Genomic DNA, 17202 nt, shown 5'->3' with positions numbered 1-17202 from the left:
TACCAGCGAGATCCGGGAGCGGATCACCAGCGACCGCCTGCTGCCCCGCAGCCCGCTCACCCGGTGCCCCTGCCGACGGTCGTGCTCTGCCCCCACCTGTGGGCAGAGCACGACTGCCCGGAGGAGGAGCTCAGGCGGCGGCTGCGTCGGCGTGCGCCAGGTGGCCGAGCTCGCGCCACAGGAGCGCGGGCAGCACCGCGGACCCGGCGAAGGCGAACCAGAACGGGTCCCCCCACGAGCCCGGACCGTAGCCGTCCGGATGCGGGCCGTCGTCCGGGAAATCGGGTGCCCGCTGTCGGTGCCCTCCGCGAGCATGGGGGTCCGGGCGCCGACGGTGCGCCCGCCGACGACGGAGGGGGAGATGGCCAGGCTGCCGCGCGCGCTCGCACCCCTGCGCTCCCGGGACTACCGGCTGCTGGCGTCGTCCATGGGCCTGTCGCTGTTCGCGCAGGGGCTGTGGACGGTCGCGCTCGTGTGGCAGGTCGTCGCCCTCGGCGGCGGGCCGGGCGCGCTGTCCCTGGCCACCTCCCTGCAGGCCGCCGGCATGCTGGCCAGCACCCTGGTCGGCGGCGCGCTGGCCGACCGGGTGCCGCAGCGGCGCATCCTGCTCGGCGTCGCGCTGCTGCAGACGGCGGCGGTCGGGACGGTCGCGCTGATGTCGCTGGCCGGCGTCCTGGCGCTCGGGCCGCTGGCCGCCGCGGCACTGGCCGGCGGGGTCGCGACGGGCCTGTACTACCCGGCCTACTCGGCGCTGGTGCCCGGCGTCGTCCCGCCGGGGGAGCTGCTCGCGGCCAACGGCCTGGAGGGGGTGGTCCGGCCGGCGCTGGCGATGGCCGCCGGCCCCGCGGTCGGCGGACTGCTGGTGGCGGTCCTCTCGCCCGGTGCGGCGCTGGCCGCGACGGCGCTGACCTCGGCCGCCGCGGCCGGTTGCGTGGCGGCGCTGCCGACGCTGCCGGTCCGGCGGGAGGGCGAGCACCCGGGGATGCTCACCGACGTCCGCGAGGGCGTGGCCTACATGGTCGGCACGCCGTGGCTGCTGGCCACGCTGCTGTTCGCCTCGCTGATGGTGCTGCTGATCATGGGTCCGTTCGAGGTCCTGGTGCCCTTCGCGGTCCGGGACCGGGCCGGCGGTGGCCCGGCCGAGCACGCCTGGGTGCTGGCCGCGTTCGGCATCGGCGGCGCGCTCGGGTCGGCCGTCGTCGCCTCGTTCCGGCTGCCGCGCCGCTACCTCACGGTGATGAACCTGCTGTGGGGCGCGGGGTGCGTGCCGCTGGTCGTCTTCGGCGCGACGTCGCAGCTGTGGGTGATGATCGCGGCGGCCGGGCTGCTCGGGGCGGCGTTCGAGGCCGGCACGGTCATCTGGGGCACGCTGCTGCAGCGGCGGGTGCCGCCGGCGCTGCTGGGGCGGGTGTCCAGCCTCGACTTCTTCGTCTCGATGGCGTTCATGCCGCTGTCGATGGCGCTGGCCGGCCCGGTCAGCCAGACGGTCGGCCTGACCGGCACGTTCCTGCTGGCCGGGCTCGTGCCGCCGGTGCTCGCCGTCGCCGCCGTCGTGGCCTGGCGGCTGCCCGACGACGAGCTGGCCCACCCGCTCGACGAGCCCGCGGACCGGCCCGCCGAGCGGGTCACCGAGCCGGCCTGAGCACCCGGGCCTCCCACGGCCGCAGGACGGCGGGGTCGTCCTCGGGCATGTTCCCGAGGACGACCCCGGCGCCCACGGCCTCCGGGAGCAGCCCGGCGAGGTCCTGGGCCGACCCGCCGAGGTTGCAGACGACCAGCAGCGTGTCGCCGTCCAGCGAGCGGGTGAACGCGTACACCTCGTCGTGCTCGGGCAGCAGCATGGTGAAGTCGCCCAGCGCCACCACCGGGTCCTCGTGCCGCAGCGCGATCAGCCGCCGGTGGTGGGCGAACACCGAGTCGGGGTCGGCGCGCTGGGCCTGCGCGTTCCACTCGGCGTGGTCGGGGTTGACCGCGATCCACGGCGTCCCGGTGGTGAACCCGGCGTTCGGTGAGGCGTCCCACTGCACCGGCGTCCGAGCGTTGTCCCGGCTCATCCGGCGCATCGCGGCGAGCACCTCGCCGGCGTCGGCGCCGTGCGCGACCGCCTGCACGTGGTGGTTGAGCGACTCGACGTCGCGGAACTGCTCGAGTGCGGTGAACGGGAAGTTGGCCATCCCGATCTCCTCGCCCTGGTAGACGTAGGGCGTCCCGCGGTGCAGGTGCAGCAGCGTGGCCAGGCAGGTCGCCGAGTCGCGCCGGTGGCGGGGCGAGTCGTCGCCGAAGCGGGAGACCGCCCGCGGCTGGTCGTGGTTGTCCCAGTAGAGGGAGTTCCAGCCGACCTCGGCCAGCCCGGCCTGCCAGCGGCCGAAGGATGCCTTGAGGTCGCGCATCCGCAGCGGCCGCGGGCGCCACTTGGACTCGTCGAAGTCCAGGCCGACGTGCTCGAACTGGAAGACCATGTCCACCTCGCCCCGCGCCGGGTCGGTGAACAGCCGCGCCTGCTCCACGGTCACGCCGGGCATCTCGCCGACGGTCAGCAGCCGGTCCGGCCGCCCGGCGAACACCTCGCGGTGCATCTCCTGCAGGAACTCGTGGATCCGCGGCCCGCAGAGGAAGGACGCCGACCCGTCGCCGTAGGGGACGCCCGGCAGCGGCGGCCCGTCGTGCAGCGAGCCGTCGGGGGCGACGTCCTTGCTGATCATGTTGATGACGTCCATGCGGAAGCCGTCGACGCCGCGGTCGAGCCAGCGCCGCATCATCGCGTACACCGCCTGCCGGACCTCGGGGTTCTCCCAGTTGAGGTCCGGCTGCTTCGCGGCGAACAGGTGCAGGTAGTACTCGCCGCTGGCCGGGTCGAGCTCCCACGTCGGCCCGGAGAAGAACGAGTGCCAGTTGGTCGGCTCGGCGCCCGGCGCGCCGGGGGCCATCCCGGGACGCGGCGGCCGCCACCAGTACCAGTCCCGCTTGGGGGAGTCCGGCGAGGAGCGTGACTCGACGAACCACGGGTGCTCGTCGCTGGTGTGGTTGACCACCAGGTCCATCACCAGCCGGATCCCGCGCGCGTGCAGCCCGGCGATCAGCTCGTCGAACTGCCCGAGCGTGCCGAACAGCGGGTCGACGTCCTCGTAGTCGCTGATGTCGTACCCGTTGTCGGCCTGCGGCGACGGGTAGACCGGGGAGAGCCACACGACGTCGACGCCGAGGTCGGCCAGGTGGTCCAGGCGCTGCAGGATGCCGCCGAGGTCGCCGATCCCGTCGCCGTCGGAGTCCTGGAACGAGCGCGGGTAGACCTGGTAGACGACGGCGCGGGTCCACCACGGGGGCTGCTCGGGCACGGCTCCCAGCCCAGCACGGCGCGCAGCGGCCCGCACCCGCTACGCCCGCACCGGCTACGGTCGCCGGCCGTGCCCCCTGGAGTGCTGCTTGTGACCGGCGGGAGCCGCGGCATCGGCGCGGCGACGGCGCGCGCCGCCGCGGCCGCCGGGTGGTCGGTGGCCCTGACCTACCGGGAGGACGACGCGGCGGCCGCGGCCGTGGTGGCCGACGTCGAGGCCGCCGGCGGGACCGCCACCGCCGTGCGCGCCGACGTCTCGGTGGAGGACGACGTCCTCGCCGCGTTCGCCGCGGCCGACGCCCTCGGGCCGGTGACCGGGCTGGTCGCCAACGCCGGGATCGTCGGCGCGCGGGCGCGGGTCGACGAGATGACCGCCGAGCGGGTGCAGCGGATGCTGGCGGTGAACGTGCTCGGCGCGCTGCTGTGCTGCCGGGAGGCCGTGCGGCGGATGTCGACGCGCCACGGCGGGCCCGGCGGCTCGATCGTGCTGGTCTCCTCGGCGGCCAGCCGGCTGGGCTCGCCGGGGGAGTACGTCGACTACGCCGCGAGCAAGGGCGCCGTCGACACCCTCGGTCTCGGCCTGGCCCGCGAGGTGGCCGGCGAGGGCGTCCGGGTCAACGTCGTCCGCCCCGGGATCATCGAGACCGACATCCACGCCAGCGGCGGCCAGCCCGACCGGGTCGCGCGGATCGCGCCGTCGGTGCCGATGGGCCGGGCGGGCCTGCCCGGGGAGGTGGCCGCCGCGGTGCTGTGGCTGCTCGGCGAGGGCTCCGGCTACTGCACCGGCAGCCTGCTCGACGTCTCCGGGGGCCGCTGAGCGCCGCAGCCGGGCCGCTGTTTGGATGGGCGGGACCCGTCGGGACCACCCGGCACCGACCCGAGGAGCACCGATGTCCCAGCCCACCCGCCCCGACGTCGAGCCGCCGACCGGCCCCGCGCCCGACGACCTGGTGATCGAGGACATCACCGTCGGCGACGGCCCCGAGGCCAAGGCCGGCGACCTGGTGAGCGCCCACTACGTCGGCGTCACCCACGACGGCGGCGAGCAGTTCGACGCCTCCTGGGACCGCGGCGACCCGCTGGAGTTCCGGCTCGGCGTGGGCATGGTCATCCAGGGCTGGGACGAGGGCATCCAGGGCATGCGCGTCGGTGGCCGGCGCCGGCTGACGATCCCGGCGCACAAGGCGTACGGGGAGCGCGGGGCCGGCGGCGTCATCAAGCCCGGCGCCACGCTGGTCTTCGTCGTCGACCTCGTCGGCGTCCGCTGACCGGGTCGGTCGACGATCAGGTGACCTGATCGTGCAGCGTCCTCCCTCACCGTGGGACGTGAGGGAGGACGCGCTGGGATCAGGTCACCTGATCATCGCGGAGCCCGGTGGTTGTCGGGGGCAACGGCGGGGCACCGGTGCGGCCATGAGCGAGCCGGTTCCCACCCGTGACCACGCCCTCGCCACCGAGGGCACCCACGACCGGTCGGGTGGCGAGTCCGGCGGCGAGTCCACCGGCACCGTCGTCGTCGCCGGGCTGGCCAACCTCGGCATCGCGATCGCCAAGCTGGTCGGCGGCCTGATCAGCCACTCCTCGGCGATGCTGTCGGAGGCGGCGCACTCGCTGGCCGACACGATCACCGAGGTGCTGCTGTTCGTCGCGCTCAAGCGCGGGAACAAGGCCCCCGACGCCCGGCACCCGATCGGCTACGGCCGGGAGACCTACTTCTGGGCGCTGCTCGCCTGCCTGGCCACCTTCACCCTCGGCGCCGGCTTCTCCTTCTACCAGGGCGTCCAGACGATCCTCGTGGGCGAGGAGCAGGGCTCGCCGCTGGTCGCCTACGTCGTCCTGGCGGTCTCCTTCGTCCTCGAGGGCTCCTCCCTGCTCAAGGCCGTCCGGCAGGTCCGGGGGGCGGCGACGAAGTGGGGGACGACGCCCCGCCGCTACCTGGCCGAGACCACCGACACCACGATCAAGGCCGTCACGTTCGAGGACAGCGCCGCGCTGGTCGGCCTGGTCCTCGCTGCGCTGGGGCTCTTCCTCGAGCAGATCACCGGCGAGCCGGTGTGGGACGGCGCCGCCGCGATCCTCATCGGCGTCCTGCTGCTCCTGGTGGCCGGCTCGCTGGCGCGGGCCAACGTCTCGCTGCTCATCGGCCGGTCGGTGACCCCACGGCTCCAGGAGGAGCTGCGCGCGGAGATCGCCGGGCTGCCGCAGGTCGACGGCGTCCCGGTCCTCCTGACCACGGTCATCGGGCCCGGGCAGCTCGCCGTCATGGCCAAGGTCGACTTCGCCGACACCGCGACCGTCGCGGACATCGAGCACGCCTCCGACGAGGCCGAGCGGCGGCTGGTCTCCCGGTACGAGGGCGTCCGCTACGTCTTCCTCGACCCCACCCCCGGCGACGGCCGGGCACGGGCGGAGGTGCACCGGCCGGAATGACGGGCGGCCGGCCACGGTTGGGCCGGCCGTGCGCATCGAGGTGTGGTCCGACGTCGTCTGTCCGTGGTGCTACATCGGCAAGCGCCGGCTGGAGACCGCGCTGGCCCGTTTCCCGCACCGCGACGAGGTCGAGGTGGTCTGGCGGTCCTTCCAGCTCGACCCGTCGATCCCCGAGGGGCAGACGCACCCGACCCTGCCGGCGCTGGCCGCGAAGTACGGCCGCCCCGTCGAGGAGGTGCGGGCGATGATGCGGCACGTCGAGGAGACCGCCGCGGGTGAGGGGCTCCAGTACTCCCTCGCCGACGGCGTCAGCGGCAACACGCTGCTGGCCCACGAGCTGGTCCACCTCGGGGCCGAGCGCGGGCTGCAGGCGCAGACGAAGGAGCGGCTGCTGCGCGCCTACTTCGAGGAGGGGCGCCCGGTCTTCGACGTCGACTCGCTGGCCGCCCTCGCCGTCGAGGTCGGGCTGGACGAGGCCGAGGTGCGCGCGGCGCTGGCCGACCACCGGTACCGCCCCGCCGTCCTGGCCGACGCCGCGACCGCGCAGCAGCTCGGTGCCACCGGCGTCCCGTTCTTCGTCGTCGACCGCCGCTACGGCGCCGCCGGAGCCCAGCCGGCCGACGTGCTCCTCCAGCTGCTCGAGCGCGCCTGGGCCGAGCGCGCGCCCGTCGCGAGCGCCGGAGACGTGCCGAGGGCCCCTCACCGACGCGGGTGAGGGGCCCTCGGGACGTGCTTCACGGCCACCCTTCAGGGGCCCGCGCCGAGCGTGCGAGGCGTGGGTGGGAAGGGTGGTCCTTCCACTACTGGGTGGCCGGGCCGCCCTGCTCCGTGCCGGAGAGGGTGCGCAGGAACTCGTGGCAGCGCCGGGCGCGCGCCGAGTCCTGCTCCATGACCTCGCGGAAGAAGGCGGCGATGTCGTCCAGGCCGGCGTTCTCGGCGTCCCGGACGTACTGGCCGTAGTCGTGCCCGGCCTTCAGCGAGTGGTACTGCACGGAGATGAGGTCGTACGTGACGTCCTCGAAGCCGGTCTCACCGGTGGCCATGGGGGACCTCCTCGTCGATGGGGATGGGCGAACGAGCAGGTTCCCCGTCATCGCCCGGTGGAAACGGACCGGTCCGCCTCAGGAGCGGCCGGCGTCCGTCGGCGCCTCGGAGGACGCCCCGCCGGTGACGTCCCCACCGCCGGCGTCGTCGGCGAGGGTCTGCCCGCCGGTCGTCTCCGCGTCGTCGGCGGCCGGCTCGTCCTCGCCGCTGGACGCCGGGTCGTCGCCGGTCGAGGCCAGGTCCGCGCCCTGGCCGTAGGCGCCGGGGTCGGCCTGTGCCGTCCGGGGGTCGTTGAGCGGGTCCGGGACGTCGGGGTCGGTGACGGTCATGTGGCGTCGGGTGCCCGCCGCCGACGCCGGCGAACCCCTGGCGGACCCGTAACCGGTGTGTTACGCAGTTGCCGTGCAGGCGCTCGCGGCCCTCGCCGACCCGATCCGGCGGGAGCTGCTCGCCCTGCTCGTGCGGGGTGAGCTGGCCGCCGGTGAGCTCGCCGGCCGGTTCCCGGTGAGCCGGCCGGCGGTCAGCCGCCACCTGCGCGTGCTGCGCGAGGCCGGGCTGGTCAGCAGCCGGGTCGAGGGACGCCGGCGGCTCTACGCGCTCGACCCGCGGCCGCTGCGGGAGCTCGACGAGTGGCTGGAGTCCTACCGCGGCCTGTGGGCGCAGCCGTTCGACGCGCTGGACACCGAGATCGCCCGCGGCCGCCGGCCCCGGGTCCACCCCCCGACGGACGGAGCCGCACCGTGACCGACCGGACGACCCCCGCCGACCCGCCGACGCACCGCAGCGGCGTGGTCACCGAGCTCCCCGACGGGCGCCGGCGACTGGAGTTCCGCCGCTCCTGGCCCGACGGGCCCGACGACGTCTGGGCCGCGCTCACCGAGCCCGACCGGCTGGCCCGCTGGTTCGGCACCTACGAGGGCGAGCGGACCCCCGGCGGTCGCGGGACGCTGACCATGACGCACGAGGCGGAGCCGGCCGGCGAGGAGGTGCGGATCGCCGAGTGCGACCCGCCGCGCCGGCTGGTCGTCGAGTGGGTCGACCAGGCCGACTGGCGGGTCGAGCTGGTCCTCACCGTCGAGAGCGGCCGCACCACGCTGCACGTCGTCCAGGTCTTCGCGGCCGGCACCGACGTCGTCGACGTCGCGCTGGGCTGGCACTGGTACCTGGACATGTTCGACGCCGAGGTCGGCGGGCGCCCCGCCCCTGCCGACTGGGACTCCTTCCTGGCCGCGACCGGCCCGGACTACGGCCGCGCGCCGGAGGCCTGAAGCGCCCCGCTCCACCGGCCGGATCGGTGCCGCGCCGGCCCGATCCGGCACGTGGAGGACGGAACCGGCCGGTGGAGCGCGGGGCCTGTGGGGACGAGCGGCCGCCGGGACGCGGCGGGTCGCGGGTGTGGAACCGGTCACGCCGGAGCCCGGGACCGGGCGTGTCGGCCCCCTTCCGAGGGACGGGACCCCGCACGACAAGACGTCCTATACGTAACATCTCTCACCGTTACAGGCAGGTGTCCCCGCTTGTACGCTTTCCCGACCGGACGGCCGGACTCGTTCCGCCGTCCCGCACACAGCACCGCACCGGCGCCGGCGTCCTCCGCACCCGGCGTGCCCCAGAGGATGGAGACGCCGTGACTCAGTTGGCCACCCCCGGTCTCGACAACGCCCCGACCACCCACGCCCGCCTGCTCGCGTGGGTGCGCGAGATGGCGGAGCTGACGCAGCCGGACCAGGTGGTGTGGGTCGACGGCACCGACGAGGAGTGGGAGCGGCTCACCCAGAAGCTGGTCGACGCCGGCACCTTCACCCGCCTGGAGAAGAAGCCCAACTCCTTCTGGTGCGCCTCCAACCCCAGTGACGTCGCGCGCGTCGAGGACCGCACCTTCATCTGCTCGGTCGACGAGGCCGACGCGGGGCCGACCAACAACTGGATGGCCCCCGACGAGATGAAGTCGATCATGACCGAGCTGTACCGCGGCTCGATGCGGGGCCGGACGATGTACGTCATCCCGTTCTGCATGGGCCCGGTCGAGGCCGAGAACCCGATGTTCGGCGTCGAGCTCACCGACTCGGAGTACGTCGTCGTCTCGATGCGGGTCATGGCGCGCATCGGCGGCCGCATCCTCGAGGCGATGGGCACCGACCGGCCGTTCGTGCCGGCCATGCACTCCCTGGGCGCCCCCCTCGAGCAGGGCCAGGAGGACGTGCCGTGGCCCTGCAGCCAGACGAAGTACATCGTGCACTTCCCCGAGGAGCGGGCCATCTGGTCCTACGGCTCGGGCTACGGCGGCAACGCCCTGCTGGGCAAGAAGTGCTACTCGCTGCGGATCGCCTCGGCGATGGCCCGTGACGAGGGCTGGCTCGCCGAGCACATGCTGATCCTCAAGCTGGTCAGCCCGCAGCAGAAGACCTACTACGTCGCCGCGGCCTTCCCCAGCGCCTGCGGCAAGACGAACCTGGCCATGCTCGAGCCGACCATCCCGGGCTGGAAGGTCGAGACCCTCGGCGACGACATCGCCTGGATGCGCTTCGGCGAGGACGGCCGGCTCTACGCGCTCAACCCCGAGTTCGGCCTCTTCGGCGTCGCCCCGGGCACCGGCTGGGACACCAACCCCAACGCGATGCGCACGATCGACAAGGGCAACTCGGTCTTCACCAACGTCGCCCTCACCGACGACGGCGACGTCTGGTGGGAGGGGATGACCGAGGAGCCGCCCGCGCACCTCACCAGCTGGAAGAAGCAGGACTGGACGCCGGACTCCGACGAGCCCTCCTCGCACCCGAACTCGCGCTTCTGCACCCCGATCGAGCAGTGCCCGATCCTGGCGCCCGAGTACGAGGACCCGAAGGGCGTGCCGATCTCGGCGATCCTCTTCGGCGGCCGCCGCAAGACCACGATCCCGCTGGTCACCGAGGCCCGCGACTGGAACCACGGCGTGTTCATGGGCGCCACCCTGTCCTCGGAGACGACGGCGGCGGCCACCGGCGCGGTCGGCGTCGTCCGCCGCGACCCGTTCGCCATGCTGCCGTTCATCGGCTACAACGCCGGCGACTACTTCCGGCACTGGGTCGAGACCGGCAAGGCGCACGACGCGACCAAGCTGCCGAAGATCTTCTACGTCAACTGGTTCCGCCGTGACGAGGACGGCGGCTTCCTGTGGCCGGGCTTCGGCGAGAACAGCCGGGTCCTCAAGTGGGTCGTCGAGCGCCTCGAGGGCACCGCGGCCGCCGAGGAGACGCCGGTCGGCCACGTCCCGGCACCCGACTCGCTCGACGTGTCGGGCCTGGACATGACCGAGGACCAGGTGCGCAAGGCGCTCGCCGTCGACAAGGACGAGTGGCGCGCCGAGGTCCCGGAGATCACCGAGTGGTTCGAGAAGTTCGGGGACAAGCTGCCCAGCACCATGTGGGACGAGCTGGAGATCCTCAAGAGCCGCCTCGCCTAGGGGGAGGACCCTCCTGCCTCCGCCCCTCGCTGTCCCCCGCGAGCGGGAGGTACCCCCAGCTCGGGGCGGGATCGTGCAGGGGGCCGCGGGCCCCGCACCGGACAGCGTCGTCCGGGGCGGGGCCCGTCGTCGTCCCGACACGGGATCGAGCGGTCCTCCGACCGCCTGCCCGGCCGTCGGTTAGCGTGGGGACCAACGGCATCCCCTGACGACAGGTCCCGATCCGGTGCCCAACCCGTACCTGCACGTGCTGCGCACGCCGCACGCGCTGCCCATGGTGTTCGCCGCCTTCATCGGCCGGCTGCCGCTGTCGATGGTCGGCCTGGGCTGCGTCCTGCTCGTGGCCTCCGAGACCGGTTCCTACGGCCTGGGCGGTGCCGTCGCGGCCGCCGGCGCGGTCACCACCGCGATCGCCGGGCCGCTGCTGGGCCGGTGGGCCGACACCCACGGCCAGCGCCGGACGCTGCTGCCGGTGGTCGTGGTCTTCGCCGCCGCCGGCTCGCTGTTCCTGACCGCGGTCAAGGAGGACTGGCCGCGCTGGACCTTCTTCGTCACCGCCGGCCTGGCCGGGGCGTGCATCCCGCCGGTCGCCTCGATGATCCGGGTGCGCTGGACGCACCTGCTGCGCGGCACCACCCGGCTGCCGGCCGCGCTGGCGATGGAGTCCGTCGTCGACGAGTTCGTGTTCATCGTCGGGCCGGTGCTGGTCACCTTCCTCTCGACCACCGGGCACTCGACCTCCGGCGTGGTCACCGCCTTCACGCTGGCCGTCGTCGGGGCGCTGCTGTTCGCCGCGCAGGGCCGCACCCAGCCGCCGCCGCACGGGCACGAGGCCCGCAAGGGGCCCGCGGCGATCCGGACGCCGGGACTGAAGGTGCTCTTCGTCGTCGGCGCCGCGGTCGGCTCGATCCTCGGCACGCTGGAGATCGCCCTGGTCGCCTTCGCCGACGAGGTCGACGCGATGGCGCTGTCGGGTGTGCTCATCGCCGGCCTCGCGGTCGGGTCGATGGCCAGCGGCATCGGCTGGGGCGCGGTGCACTGGCGGCACCCGCTGCGGCACCGGCTGCTGGTGGTGCTCGCGGCGCTGACCGTGCTCACCGTGCCGCTGTCGCTGGTCGGCAACGTCTGGGTGATGATCCCGCTGGTCGTGATCGCCGGCGTCGCCGTGTCGCCGTCGCTGATCAGCTCCTTCACCCTGGCCGAGCTGATCGTGCCGCGGTCGGCGGTGACCGAGGCCTTCACCTGGATCGGCACCGCGCTCGGGCTCGGCGTCGCCGTCGGCACCTCGGTCGCCGGCAAGATCGTCGACACCTACGGCGCCAACGCGGCGTTCCTCGTCGCCACGGTCTCCGCGGGGCTCGCCGGCGTCGTCGTCCTGGCGTTCCAGCGGCTGCTGCACGTGCCCGCCGAGCACGCCGCCGAGCCCGCGATGGCCGGCTGAGCCCGGGCCCGTGACGCGCCCCCGGCCGGCGGCCGGCGGTGGCCGCGTCCTCGGCGTCGCCCCCGAGCGGCTGGGCCGGTGGCTCGACGGCGTCGTCGCCCGCCACGGGGCGCTGGAGACGGCCGTCGACGACGCCGGCGCGCTGCACCTCACCTGCGCCGACGGCACCGCGGTGACCCTGCGGGCGCCCTTCGGGTGGACGCCGGTCCGGCCGCTGCTGACCTCGTTCACCGCCGCGGCCCGGCAGCCCCGGCGGGCGGCGGTGCTGCTGGTGCGGCGGGGCCGCTGGGCCGCCGGCGTGTTCGACGGGACCGGCCTCGTCGTCTCCAAGGTCGACACCCGCCTGGTGCAGGGCCGCACCGCCGCCGGCGGCTGGAGCCAGCAGCGCTTCGCCCGCCGCCGCGCCGCCCAGGCCGACGCCGTCGTGGGCGCCGCCGCCGACACCGCTGCCCGGGTGCTGCTGCCCCACGCCGGGCAGGTGGCGGCGCTGTTCACCGGCGGTGACCGGCCCATGGTCGACGACGTGCTCGCCGACCCCCGGCTGCGGCCCCTGGCGGCGCTGCGCCGGGAGCCCGTGCTGGAGGTCGGCGAGCCGACGAGGGCGGTGCTGGAGACCACGCCCACGCAGTTCCGGGCGGTGCGGGTGCACATCACCGAGCCCGCGGACCGCCCGGCACCGTGACCACCGGCGCGTGGTCGCCGCCGGCAGCGTGTCGGCCGCCCACCCGCCGACGATCACGGATCGACCATCGAGGTCCACGGACCCTTCCTCCCCGGGCACCGCAGCGACTAACGTCCACCGACCGTGTCCGCGACCCCGACCGACACGACCACCTCCGACCCCGCCACCGACCCCGTCCTCGCCGCCGAGCGCGCCCACCTGGCCCTCGCCGGGGACTGCCTGGGCCAGATGCGCAGCGCCGCCTCCGCCGTCGTCGACGCCGGGGTGGACGCCTGGGCCTCCGAGCGGCTGGGCGCGGCCCGCGCCGAGCGGCTGCGCTCCCTGGCCGCCGACCCCGGCGTCCCCGCCTTCTTCGGCCGCACCGACGCCGCCGACGAGACCTTCCACGTCGGCCGCCGGCACGTCCGCGACGCCGCCGGCCGCCCGGTGGTCATCGACTGGCGCGCCCCGATGAGCCGGCCGTTCTACCGGGCCAGCGCCGCCGACCCGCAGGGCCTGGTGCGCCGCCGCCGCTTCGGCTTCTCCGGTGGAGAGCTGACCAGCTACGAGGACGAGCTGCTCGGAGCCGGTCAGGAGGGCGACGGGACGCTGCTGCGGCAGGAGATCGAGCGCCCGCGCAGCGGCCCGATGCGCGACATCGTCGCCACCATCCAGCCCGAGCAGGACGAGATCGTGCGGGCGCCGCTGGCCGAGTCGGTCTGCGTCCAGGGCGCCCCGGGGACCGGCAAGACGGCGGTGGGCCTGCACCGCGCGGCCTACCTGCTCTACACGCACGGCGGGCAGCTCGCACGCACCGGCGTCCTCGTCGTCGGGCCCAACCGGGCGTTCCTCCGCTACATCGAGCAGGTCCTGCCCACCCTCGGCGAGGTCGACGTCGACCAGACGACGGTCGCCGAGCTCACCGGCCGGGTGCCGGTGCGGGCGCAGGACCCGCCGGAGGTCGCCGTCCTCAAGGGGGACGCCCGCATGGCCGAGGTGCTCTCGCGCGCGCTGTGGGGGTCGATCGCCAAGCCCACCGAGGACGTGCTGGTCCCGCTCGCCGGCCGCCGCTGGCGGGTGCCGGTGGAGCGGCTCAAGCGCCACGTCGACGACCTGCGCCGCCGCGGGCGGGTCCCCGACGACCAGCAGCGCCTCCACCACACCGCCGGCCGGGAGCGGCTGGCGATGCTGCTGGCCGAGGACGCGCGACGGCAGACGGAGGAGGCCGGCGGCAGCCCGACCGACGCCGAGACCCGCCGGGCCGCCCGCAGCGCCGAGGTGCGCGCGTTCTGCGACGCCGTCTGGCCGGCCCGGGACGCCGCCGGGCTGGTCGCCGCGCTGCTGTCCGACCCGGCCGTCCTCGCCCGTGCGGCCCGCGGCGTGCTCACCGACGACGAGCAGGCCCTGCTGCGCCGCCCGCCCGCCCGGTCGGTGCGCAGCACGCCGTGGACCGCGGCCGACGCCGTCCTGGTCGACGAGGCGGCCGGGCTGCTGGAGCGCACCGGCGGCTACGGGCACGTCGTCGTCGACGAGGCGCAGGACCTCTCGCCCATGCAGTGCCGGGCGGTCGCCCGCCGGCTGGCCGCGGGGTCGCTCACCGTGCTCGGTGACCTCGCGCAGGCGACCAGCCCCTGGTCGGCGGCCGACTGGTCCCCCACGCTGGCCGGCCTCGGCCGCCCCGACACCGCCGTCCACCCGCTGACGCGCGGCTACCGGGTGCCGGGGGAGGTCCTCGACTACGCCAACCGGCTGCTGCCGGCCATCGCCCCCGGCCTGCCGGCGGCCACGGCCGTGCGCCGGGACCCCGGCTCCCTGCAGGTGCGGCCGGTCCCCGACCTGGCCGGGCCGCTGGCCGGCGTGGTGGCCGGGCTCGCCGCGGGGCCGGGGTCGGTCGGCGTCGTCTGCGCCGACGCCGCGGTGCCCGACGTGGCGCGGCTGCTGCAGGACGCCGGCCTGCCGGCCGCGGTGCTCGCCGACGACGGCGCGGCCGCCGCGCGGGTCGCCGTCGTGCCCGCGACGCTTGCCAAGGGGCTGGAGTTCGACGCCGTCGTCGTCGCCGACCCCGCGGCGATCGTGGCCGCCGAGCCGCGCGGGCTCCACCGGCTCTACGTGGTGCTGACCCGCGCGGTCAGCACGCTGGTCGTGCTGCACCGCGACGACCTGCCCGCCGTGCTGAGCGGCTGAGCGGCACCGGTCCGTCCGTCCCCGTCCGGAGGACGTACGGCGCGGGTGGTTGTGACCCGCACCGATTCCTGTTGCAGTGTGCGCGGCCCGAGGAGGGAGCCCCATGGACCCGCTGCCGAGCCGGCTGGGCACGCTGGTGCGGCTGGCCGCCGTGATCCTGGTCGCCGGTGCCCTGGTGGCCGGGCTGCTCCTGCCGTGGGTCGGCGTGCCCTCGCTCGCCGCCCAGCAGTCGACCGGCCTGCTCGGCGACCTCCCCACCGAGCTGACCGTCGACCCGCCGGCGGGCAACACCGTCCTGCTCGCGGCGGACGGCGAGCCGATCACGTACTTCTACGACGAGAACCGCGACCCGGTGGAGCCCGGCGAGATCGCCGAGGTGATGAAGCAGGCGATGGTGGCCATCGAGGACGCCCGCTTCTACGAGCACCACGGCCTCGATGTGCAGGGGACGGCGCGCGCGCTGGCCATGAACATCGCCGCCGGCGGCGTGGAGGAGGGCGGGTCGACGCTCACCCAGCAGCTGGTCAAGCAGACCCTGCTGCAGACCGCCGACACCGCCGAGGAGCGCGCGGCGGCCACGGAGCAGACGCTCGGCCGCAAGGTGCGCGAGGCCCGCCTGGCGCTGGCGGTCGAGGACGCCTACAGCAAGGACGAGATCCTCACCCGCTACCTCAACCTGGTCTACTTCGGCCAGAACGCCTACGGCGTCCAGCCCGCCGCCCGCGCCTTCTTCGGCGTCGACGCCGCCGCGCTGACCCTGCCGCAGGCGGCGCTGCTGGCCGGGCTGGTGCAGAGCCCCACCTCCGACGACCCGTTCACCGCCCCGGAGGCGGCCACGGCGCGCCGCGACGAGGTGCTGTCGCGGATGGCCGAGCAGGGCCTCGTCACCGCCGACGAGGCCGCCGCCGCGCAGGCCGAGCCGCTCGGGCTCGCGCCCGGGCCGGCCCCGCCCCGCGGCTGCGTGCAGGCCAGCGTCGGCCCGTTCGTCTGCGACTTCGTGCAGCGGCACCTGATCGAGGACCTCGGCCTGACCCAGGAGCAGCTCGACAACGGCGGCTACGTCGTGCAGACGACGCTGGACCCGGAGCTGCAGCGCTCCGCCGACGCCGCCGTGCGGCAGACGCTGGCGCCGGAGGACTCGCTGGCCGGCATGTTCACCGCCGTCGAGCCCGGCACCGGCCACCTGCTGGCCATGAGCGTCAACCGGACCTTCGGCTACGACCGGGCCGACCCGACGCAGGAGTCGTTCAACCTCAACACCTGGCCCAGCCAGGGCTCGGGCTCCACCTACAAGGTGTTCGTGGCCGCCGCCGCGCTGGCCCGCGGCTTCTCGGCGCACTACACGCTCACCGCGCCCGACCCCTACGTGTCGCGGGTGTACGGCGGCCCCTGCGAGGGCCGCGCCACCGACGGCCGGTACTGCGTGCGCAACGCCGGGTCGGGCTACCGGCCGACCCTCGACCTGACCACGGCGCTCTACCAGTCGTCGAACACCTACTTCCTCGCGCTCGAGGACGCCCTGGGCAGCGTCGAGGAGCCGGTGCGGATGGCCGAGGCGGCGGGACTGTTCCAGTTCAGCCCGCCGGGCCTGGCCCAGCAGATCGTCGACGAGAACCGCGGCTCGTTCACCTTCGGCGCCGAGGCCACCAGCCCGCTGGCGCTCGCGAGCGCGTACTCCACCTTCGCCGCCAGCGGCACCCGGTGCGACGTCGTCCCGGTCACCTCCGTCCTCGACGCGCACGGCGAGCCCGCCGTCGGTGCCGACGGCGAGCCGCTGGACGTCGGCGACCGCTGCACGCCGGAGGCGGTCCCGCCGGGCGTGGCCGACACCCTCACCCAGATGCTGCGCAAGGACGTCGAGCCGGGCAATCCCGGGCAGACCGGGTCGCGCGCCTACGTGCCGGGGCACCAGATCGCCGGCAAGACGGGCACCTCGCAGGACAACTACTCGGTGGCCTTCGTGGGCTACACGCCCGAGATCACCGCGAGCGTCATGGTGCTCAACCCCAAGCGCAACGAGGACGTCGGCGGCTTCGGCGGCGGGAAGGGCGCCACGATCTGGCACGACGCGATGGCGCCGGTGCTGCAGGCCCGCGGCAGCGGCGAGTTCCCGCCCGCCGACCCCACCGTGCAGGACGGCAACACCCGGCCGGTGCCCGGGTGCTCCAGCGTGCGGGCCTGCGAGCGCGCGCTCGCCGACGCCGGGTTCACCTCCCGGACCGTGCGCGTCGACAGCGACGAGGCGGAGGGAGCGCTGCTGGGCACCAGCCCCCCGCGCGGCGGCCGCGCCGTCCCCGGCCAGCAGGTGTCGATCCTGGTGAGCAACGGCAGCGCCTACGTCGAGCCGGCTCCCGAACCCCCGGCCGCCCCCGCGCCGGACCCCCGGCCCGCGCCGGAGACGTCCTCGGCGCCCGAGCCGCCGCCGCCCGCCCCCGCGCCCGAGGCGCCGGCCCCGGAGCCCGCGCCGGCCCCCGAGCCGCCGCCACCGGCACCGGAACCGGCCCCCGAACCGGCCCCCGAGCCGGCACCGGAACCGGCGCCCGAGCCGCCGGTGGCACCGGCGCTGCCGGGGCCGGAGCTGCCCGTGCCCGGGCTGCCGCCGGGGTTCGCGCCGGGCTTCCCGTCGGGGTAGTCCTCCTGCTGCCGCCGGCCCAGGAGCTCGTCGA

General features: G+C 75.2%; 15 protein-coding genes. 12 read left to right on the top strand and 3 right to left on the bottom strand.

What is annotated here, in order from left to right; translation table 11 throughout:
- The first annotated feature begins 361 nt into the window (after positions 1 to 361).
- Positions 362 to 1642, top strand: coding sequence for an MFS transporter (locus ACU616_RS06905; protein WP_446757736.1), 1281 nt, complete (start codon positions 362 to 364; stop codon positions 1640 to 1642).
- On the opposite strand, the gene ACU616_RS06900 is transcribed toward ACU616_RS06905, so the two are convergent.
- Positions 1626 to 3335 (bottom strand): glycoside hydrolase family 13 protein, encoded by a 1710-nt coding sequence (locus ACU616_RS06900; RefSeq protein ID WP_446757735.1) that lies wholly within the window; start codon positions 3333 to 3335, stop codon positions 1626 to 1628. The two genes, ACU616_RS06905 and ACU616_RS06900, sit on opposite strands and share 17 nt — an antisense overlap.
- Before the next feature lie 69 nt (positions 3336 to 3404).
- Here ACU616_RS06900 and ACU616_RS06895 point away from each other — a divergent pair, with 69 nt between their 5' ends.
- The 4 genes from ACU616_RS06895 to ACU616_RS06880 all read left to right on the top strand — a co-directional run bounded on the left by ACU616_RS06895 (position 3405) and on the right by ACU616_RS06880 (position 6479).
- Positions 3405 to 4151 (top strand): SDR family oxidoreductase, encoded by a 747-nt coding sequence (locus ACU616_RS06895; protein WP_446757734.1) that lies wholly within the window; start codon positions 3405 to 3407, stop codon positions 4149 to 4151.
- 73 nt (positions 4152 to 4224) lie between these two features.
- Entirely contained in the window at positions 4225 to 4602 is a 378-nt protein-coding gene (locus tag ACU616_RS06890; protein ID WP_446757733.1) for an FKBP-type peptidyl-prolyl cis-trans isomerase, read from the top strand.
- A 145-nt stretch (positions 4603 to 4747) separates the two neighbouring features.
- Positions 4748 to 5764, top strand: a complete 1017-nt coding sequence (locus ACU616_RS06885; protein ID WP_446757732.1) for a cation diffusion facilitator family transporter — start codon at positions 4748 to 4750, stop codon at positions 5762 to 5764.
- 28 nt (positions 5765 to 5792) lie between these two features.
- A complete protein-coding gene (locus tag ACU616_RS06880; protein WP_446757731.1) occupies positions 5793 to 6479 on the top strand; it encodes a DsbA family oxidoreductase in 687 nt (228 codons plus the stop codon).
- A gap of 85 nt (positions 6480 to 6564) precedes the next feature.
- Here ACU616_RS06880 and ACU616_RS06875 read toward each other — a convergent pair whose 3' ends face one another.
- Positions 6565 to 6807 (bottom strand): acyl carrier protein, encoded by a 243-nt coding sequence (locus ACU616_RS06875; protein WP_106281135.1) that lies wholly within the window; start codon positions 6805 to 6807, stop codon positions 6565 to 6567.
- A gap of 78 nt (positions 6808 to 6885) precedes the next feature.
- Entirely contained in the window at positions 6886 to 7137 is a 252-nt protein-coding gene (locus ACU616_RS06870; RefSeq protein WP_446757730.1) for a hypothetical protein, read from the bottom strand.
- 73 nt (positions 7138 to 7210) lie between these two features.
- Here ACU616_RS06870 and ACU616_RS06865 point away from each other — a divergent pair, with 73 nt between their 5' ends.
- The 7 genes from ACU616_RS06865 (at position 7211) to ACU616_RS06835 (ending at position 17168) form a co-directional block, all read left to right on the top strand.
- Complete coding sequence (locus ACU616_RS06865; RefSeq protein ID WP_446757729.1) at positions 7211 to 7552, top strand: ArsR/SmtB family transcription factor; 342 nt, start codon at positions 7211 to 7213, stop codon at positions 7550 to 7552.
- Entirely contained in the window at positions 7549 to 8076 is a 528-nt protein-coding gene (locus ACU616_RS06860) for an SRPBCC domain-containing protein (RefSeq protein ID WP_446757728.1), read from the top strand. Before ACU616_RS06865 ends, ACU616_RS06860 begins: the two co-directional genes overlap by 4 nt.
- 359 nt (positions 8077 to 8435) lie before the next feature.
- Positions 8436 to 10250 (top strand): phosphoenolpyruvate carboxykinase (GTP), encoded by a 1815-nt coding sequence (locus ACU616_RS06855; protein WP_446757727.1) that lies wholly within the window; start codon positions 8436 to 8438, stop codon positions 10248 to 10250.
- A 226-nt stretch (positions 10251 to 10476) separates the two neighbouring features.
- On the top strand, positions 10477 to 11691 hold the full coding sequence (locus ACU616_RS06850; RefSeq protein ID WP_446757726.1) for an MFS transporter: 1215 nt from the start codon (positions 10477 to 10479) through the stop codon (positions 11689 to 11691).
- A 10-nt stretch (positions 11692 to 11701) separates the two neighbouring features.
- Positions 11702 to 12373, top strand: a complete 672-nt coding sequence (locus ACU616_RS06845) for an acVLRF1 family peptidyl-tRNA hydrolase (RefSeq protein ID WP_446757725.1) — start codon at positions 11702 to 11704, stop codon at positions 12371 to 12373.
- Between the two features lie 123 nt (positions 12374 to 12496).
- On the top strand, positions 12497 to 14536 hold the full coding sequence (locus tag ACU616_RS06840; RefSeq protein ID WP_446757724.1) for a HelD family protein: 2040 nt from the start codon (positions 12497 to 12499) through the stop codon (positions 14534 to 14536).
- A gap of 103 nt (positions 14537 to 14639) precedes the next feature.
- The gene (locus tag ACU616_RS06835; RefSeq protein WP_446757723.1) at positions 14640 to 17168 is read left to right on the top strand and encodes a transglycosylase domain-containing protein; all 2529 of its coding nucleotides are present in this window, start codon (positions 14640 to 14642) and stop codon (positions 17166 to 17168) included.
- Positions 17169 to 17202 lie beyond the last annotated feature (34 nt).

The organism is Geodermatophilus sp. URMC 62 (assembly GCF_052931475.1).
This window is presented reverse-complemented; position numbering and strand designations above follow the sequence as displayed.

Bases quoted from the DNA above. Each gene is read 5' to 3' on its own strand.
- ACU616_RS06905 (WP_446757736.1), top strand. From the start codon at position 362: ATGGCCAGGCTGCCGCGCGCGCTCGCACCCCTGCGCTCCCGGGACTAC.
- ACU616_RS06885 (WP_446757732.1), top strand. From the start codon at position 4,748: ATGAGCGAGCCGGTTCCCACCCGTGACCACGCCCTCGCCACCGAGGGC.
- ACU616_RS06890 (WP_446757733.1), top strand. From the start codon at position 4,225: ATGTCCCAGCCCACCCGCCCCGACGTCGAGCCGCCGACCGGCCCCGCG.
- ACU616_RS06870 (WP_446757730.1), bottom strand. From the start codon at position 7,137: ATGACCGTCACCGACCCCGACGTCCCGGACCCGCTCAACGACCCCCGG.
- ACU616_RS06875 (WP_106281135.1), bottom strand. From the start codon at position 6,807: ATGGCCACCGGTGAGACCGGCTTCGAGGACGTCACGTACGACCTCATC.
- ACU616_RS06835 (WP_446757723.1), top strand. From the start codon at position 14,640: ATGGACCCGCTGCCGAGCCGGCTGGGCACGCTGGTGCGGCTGGCCGCC.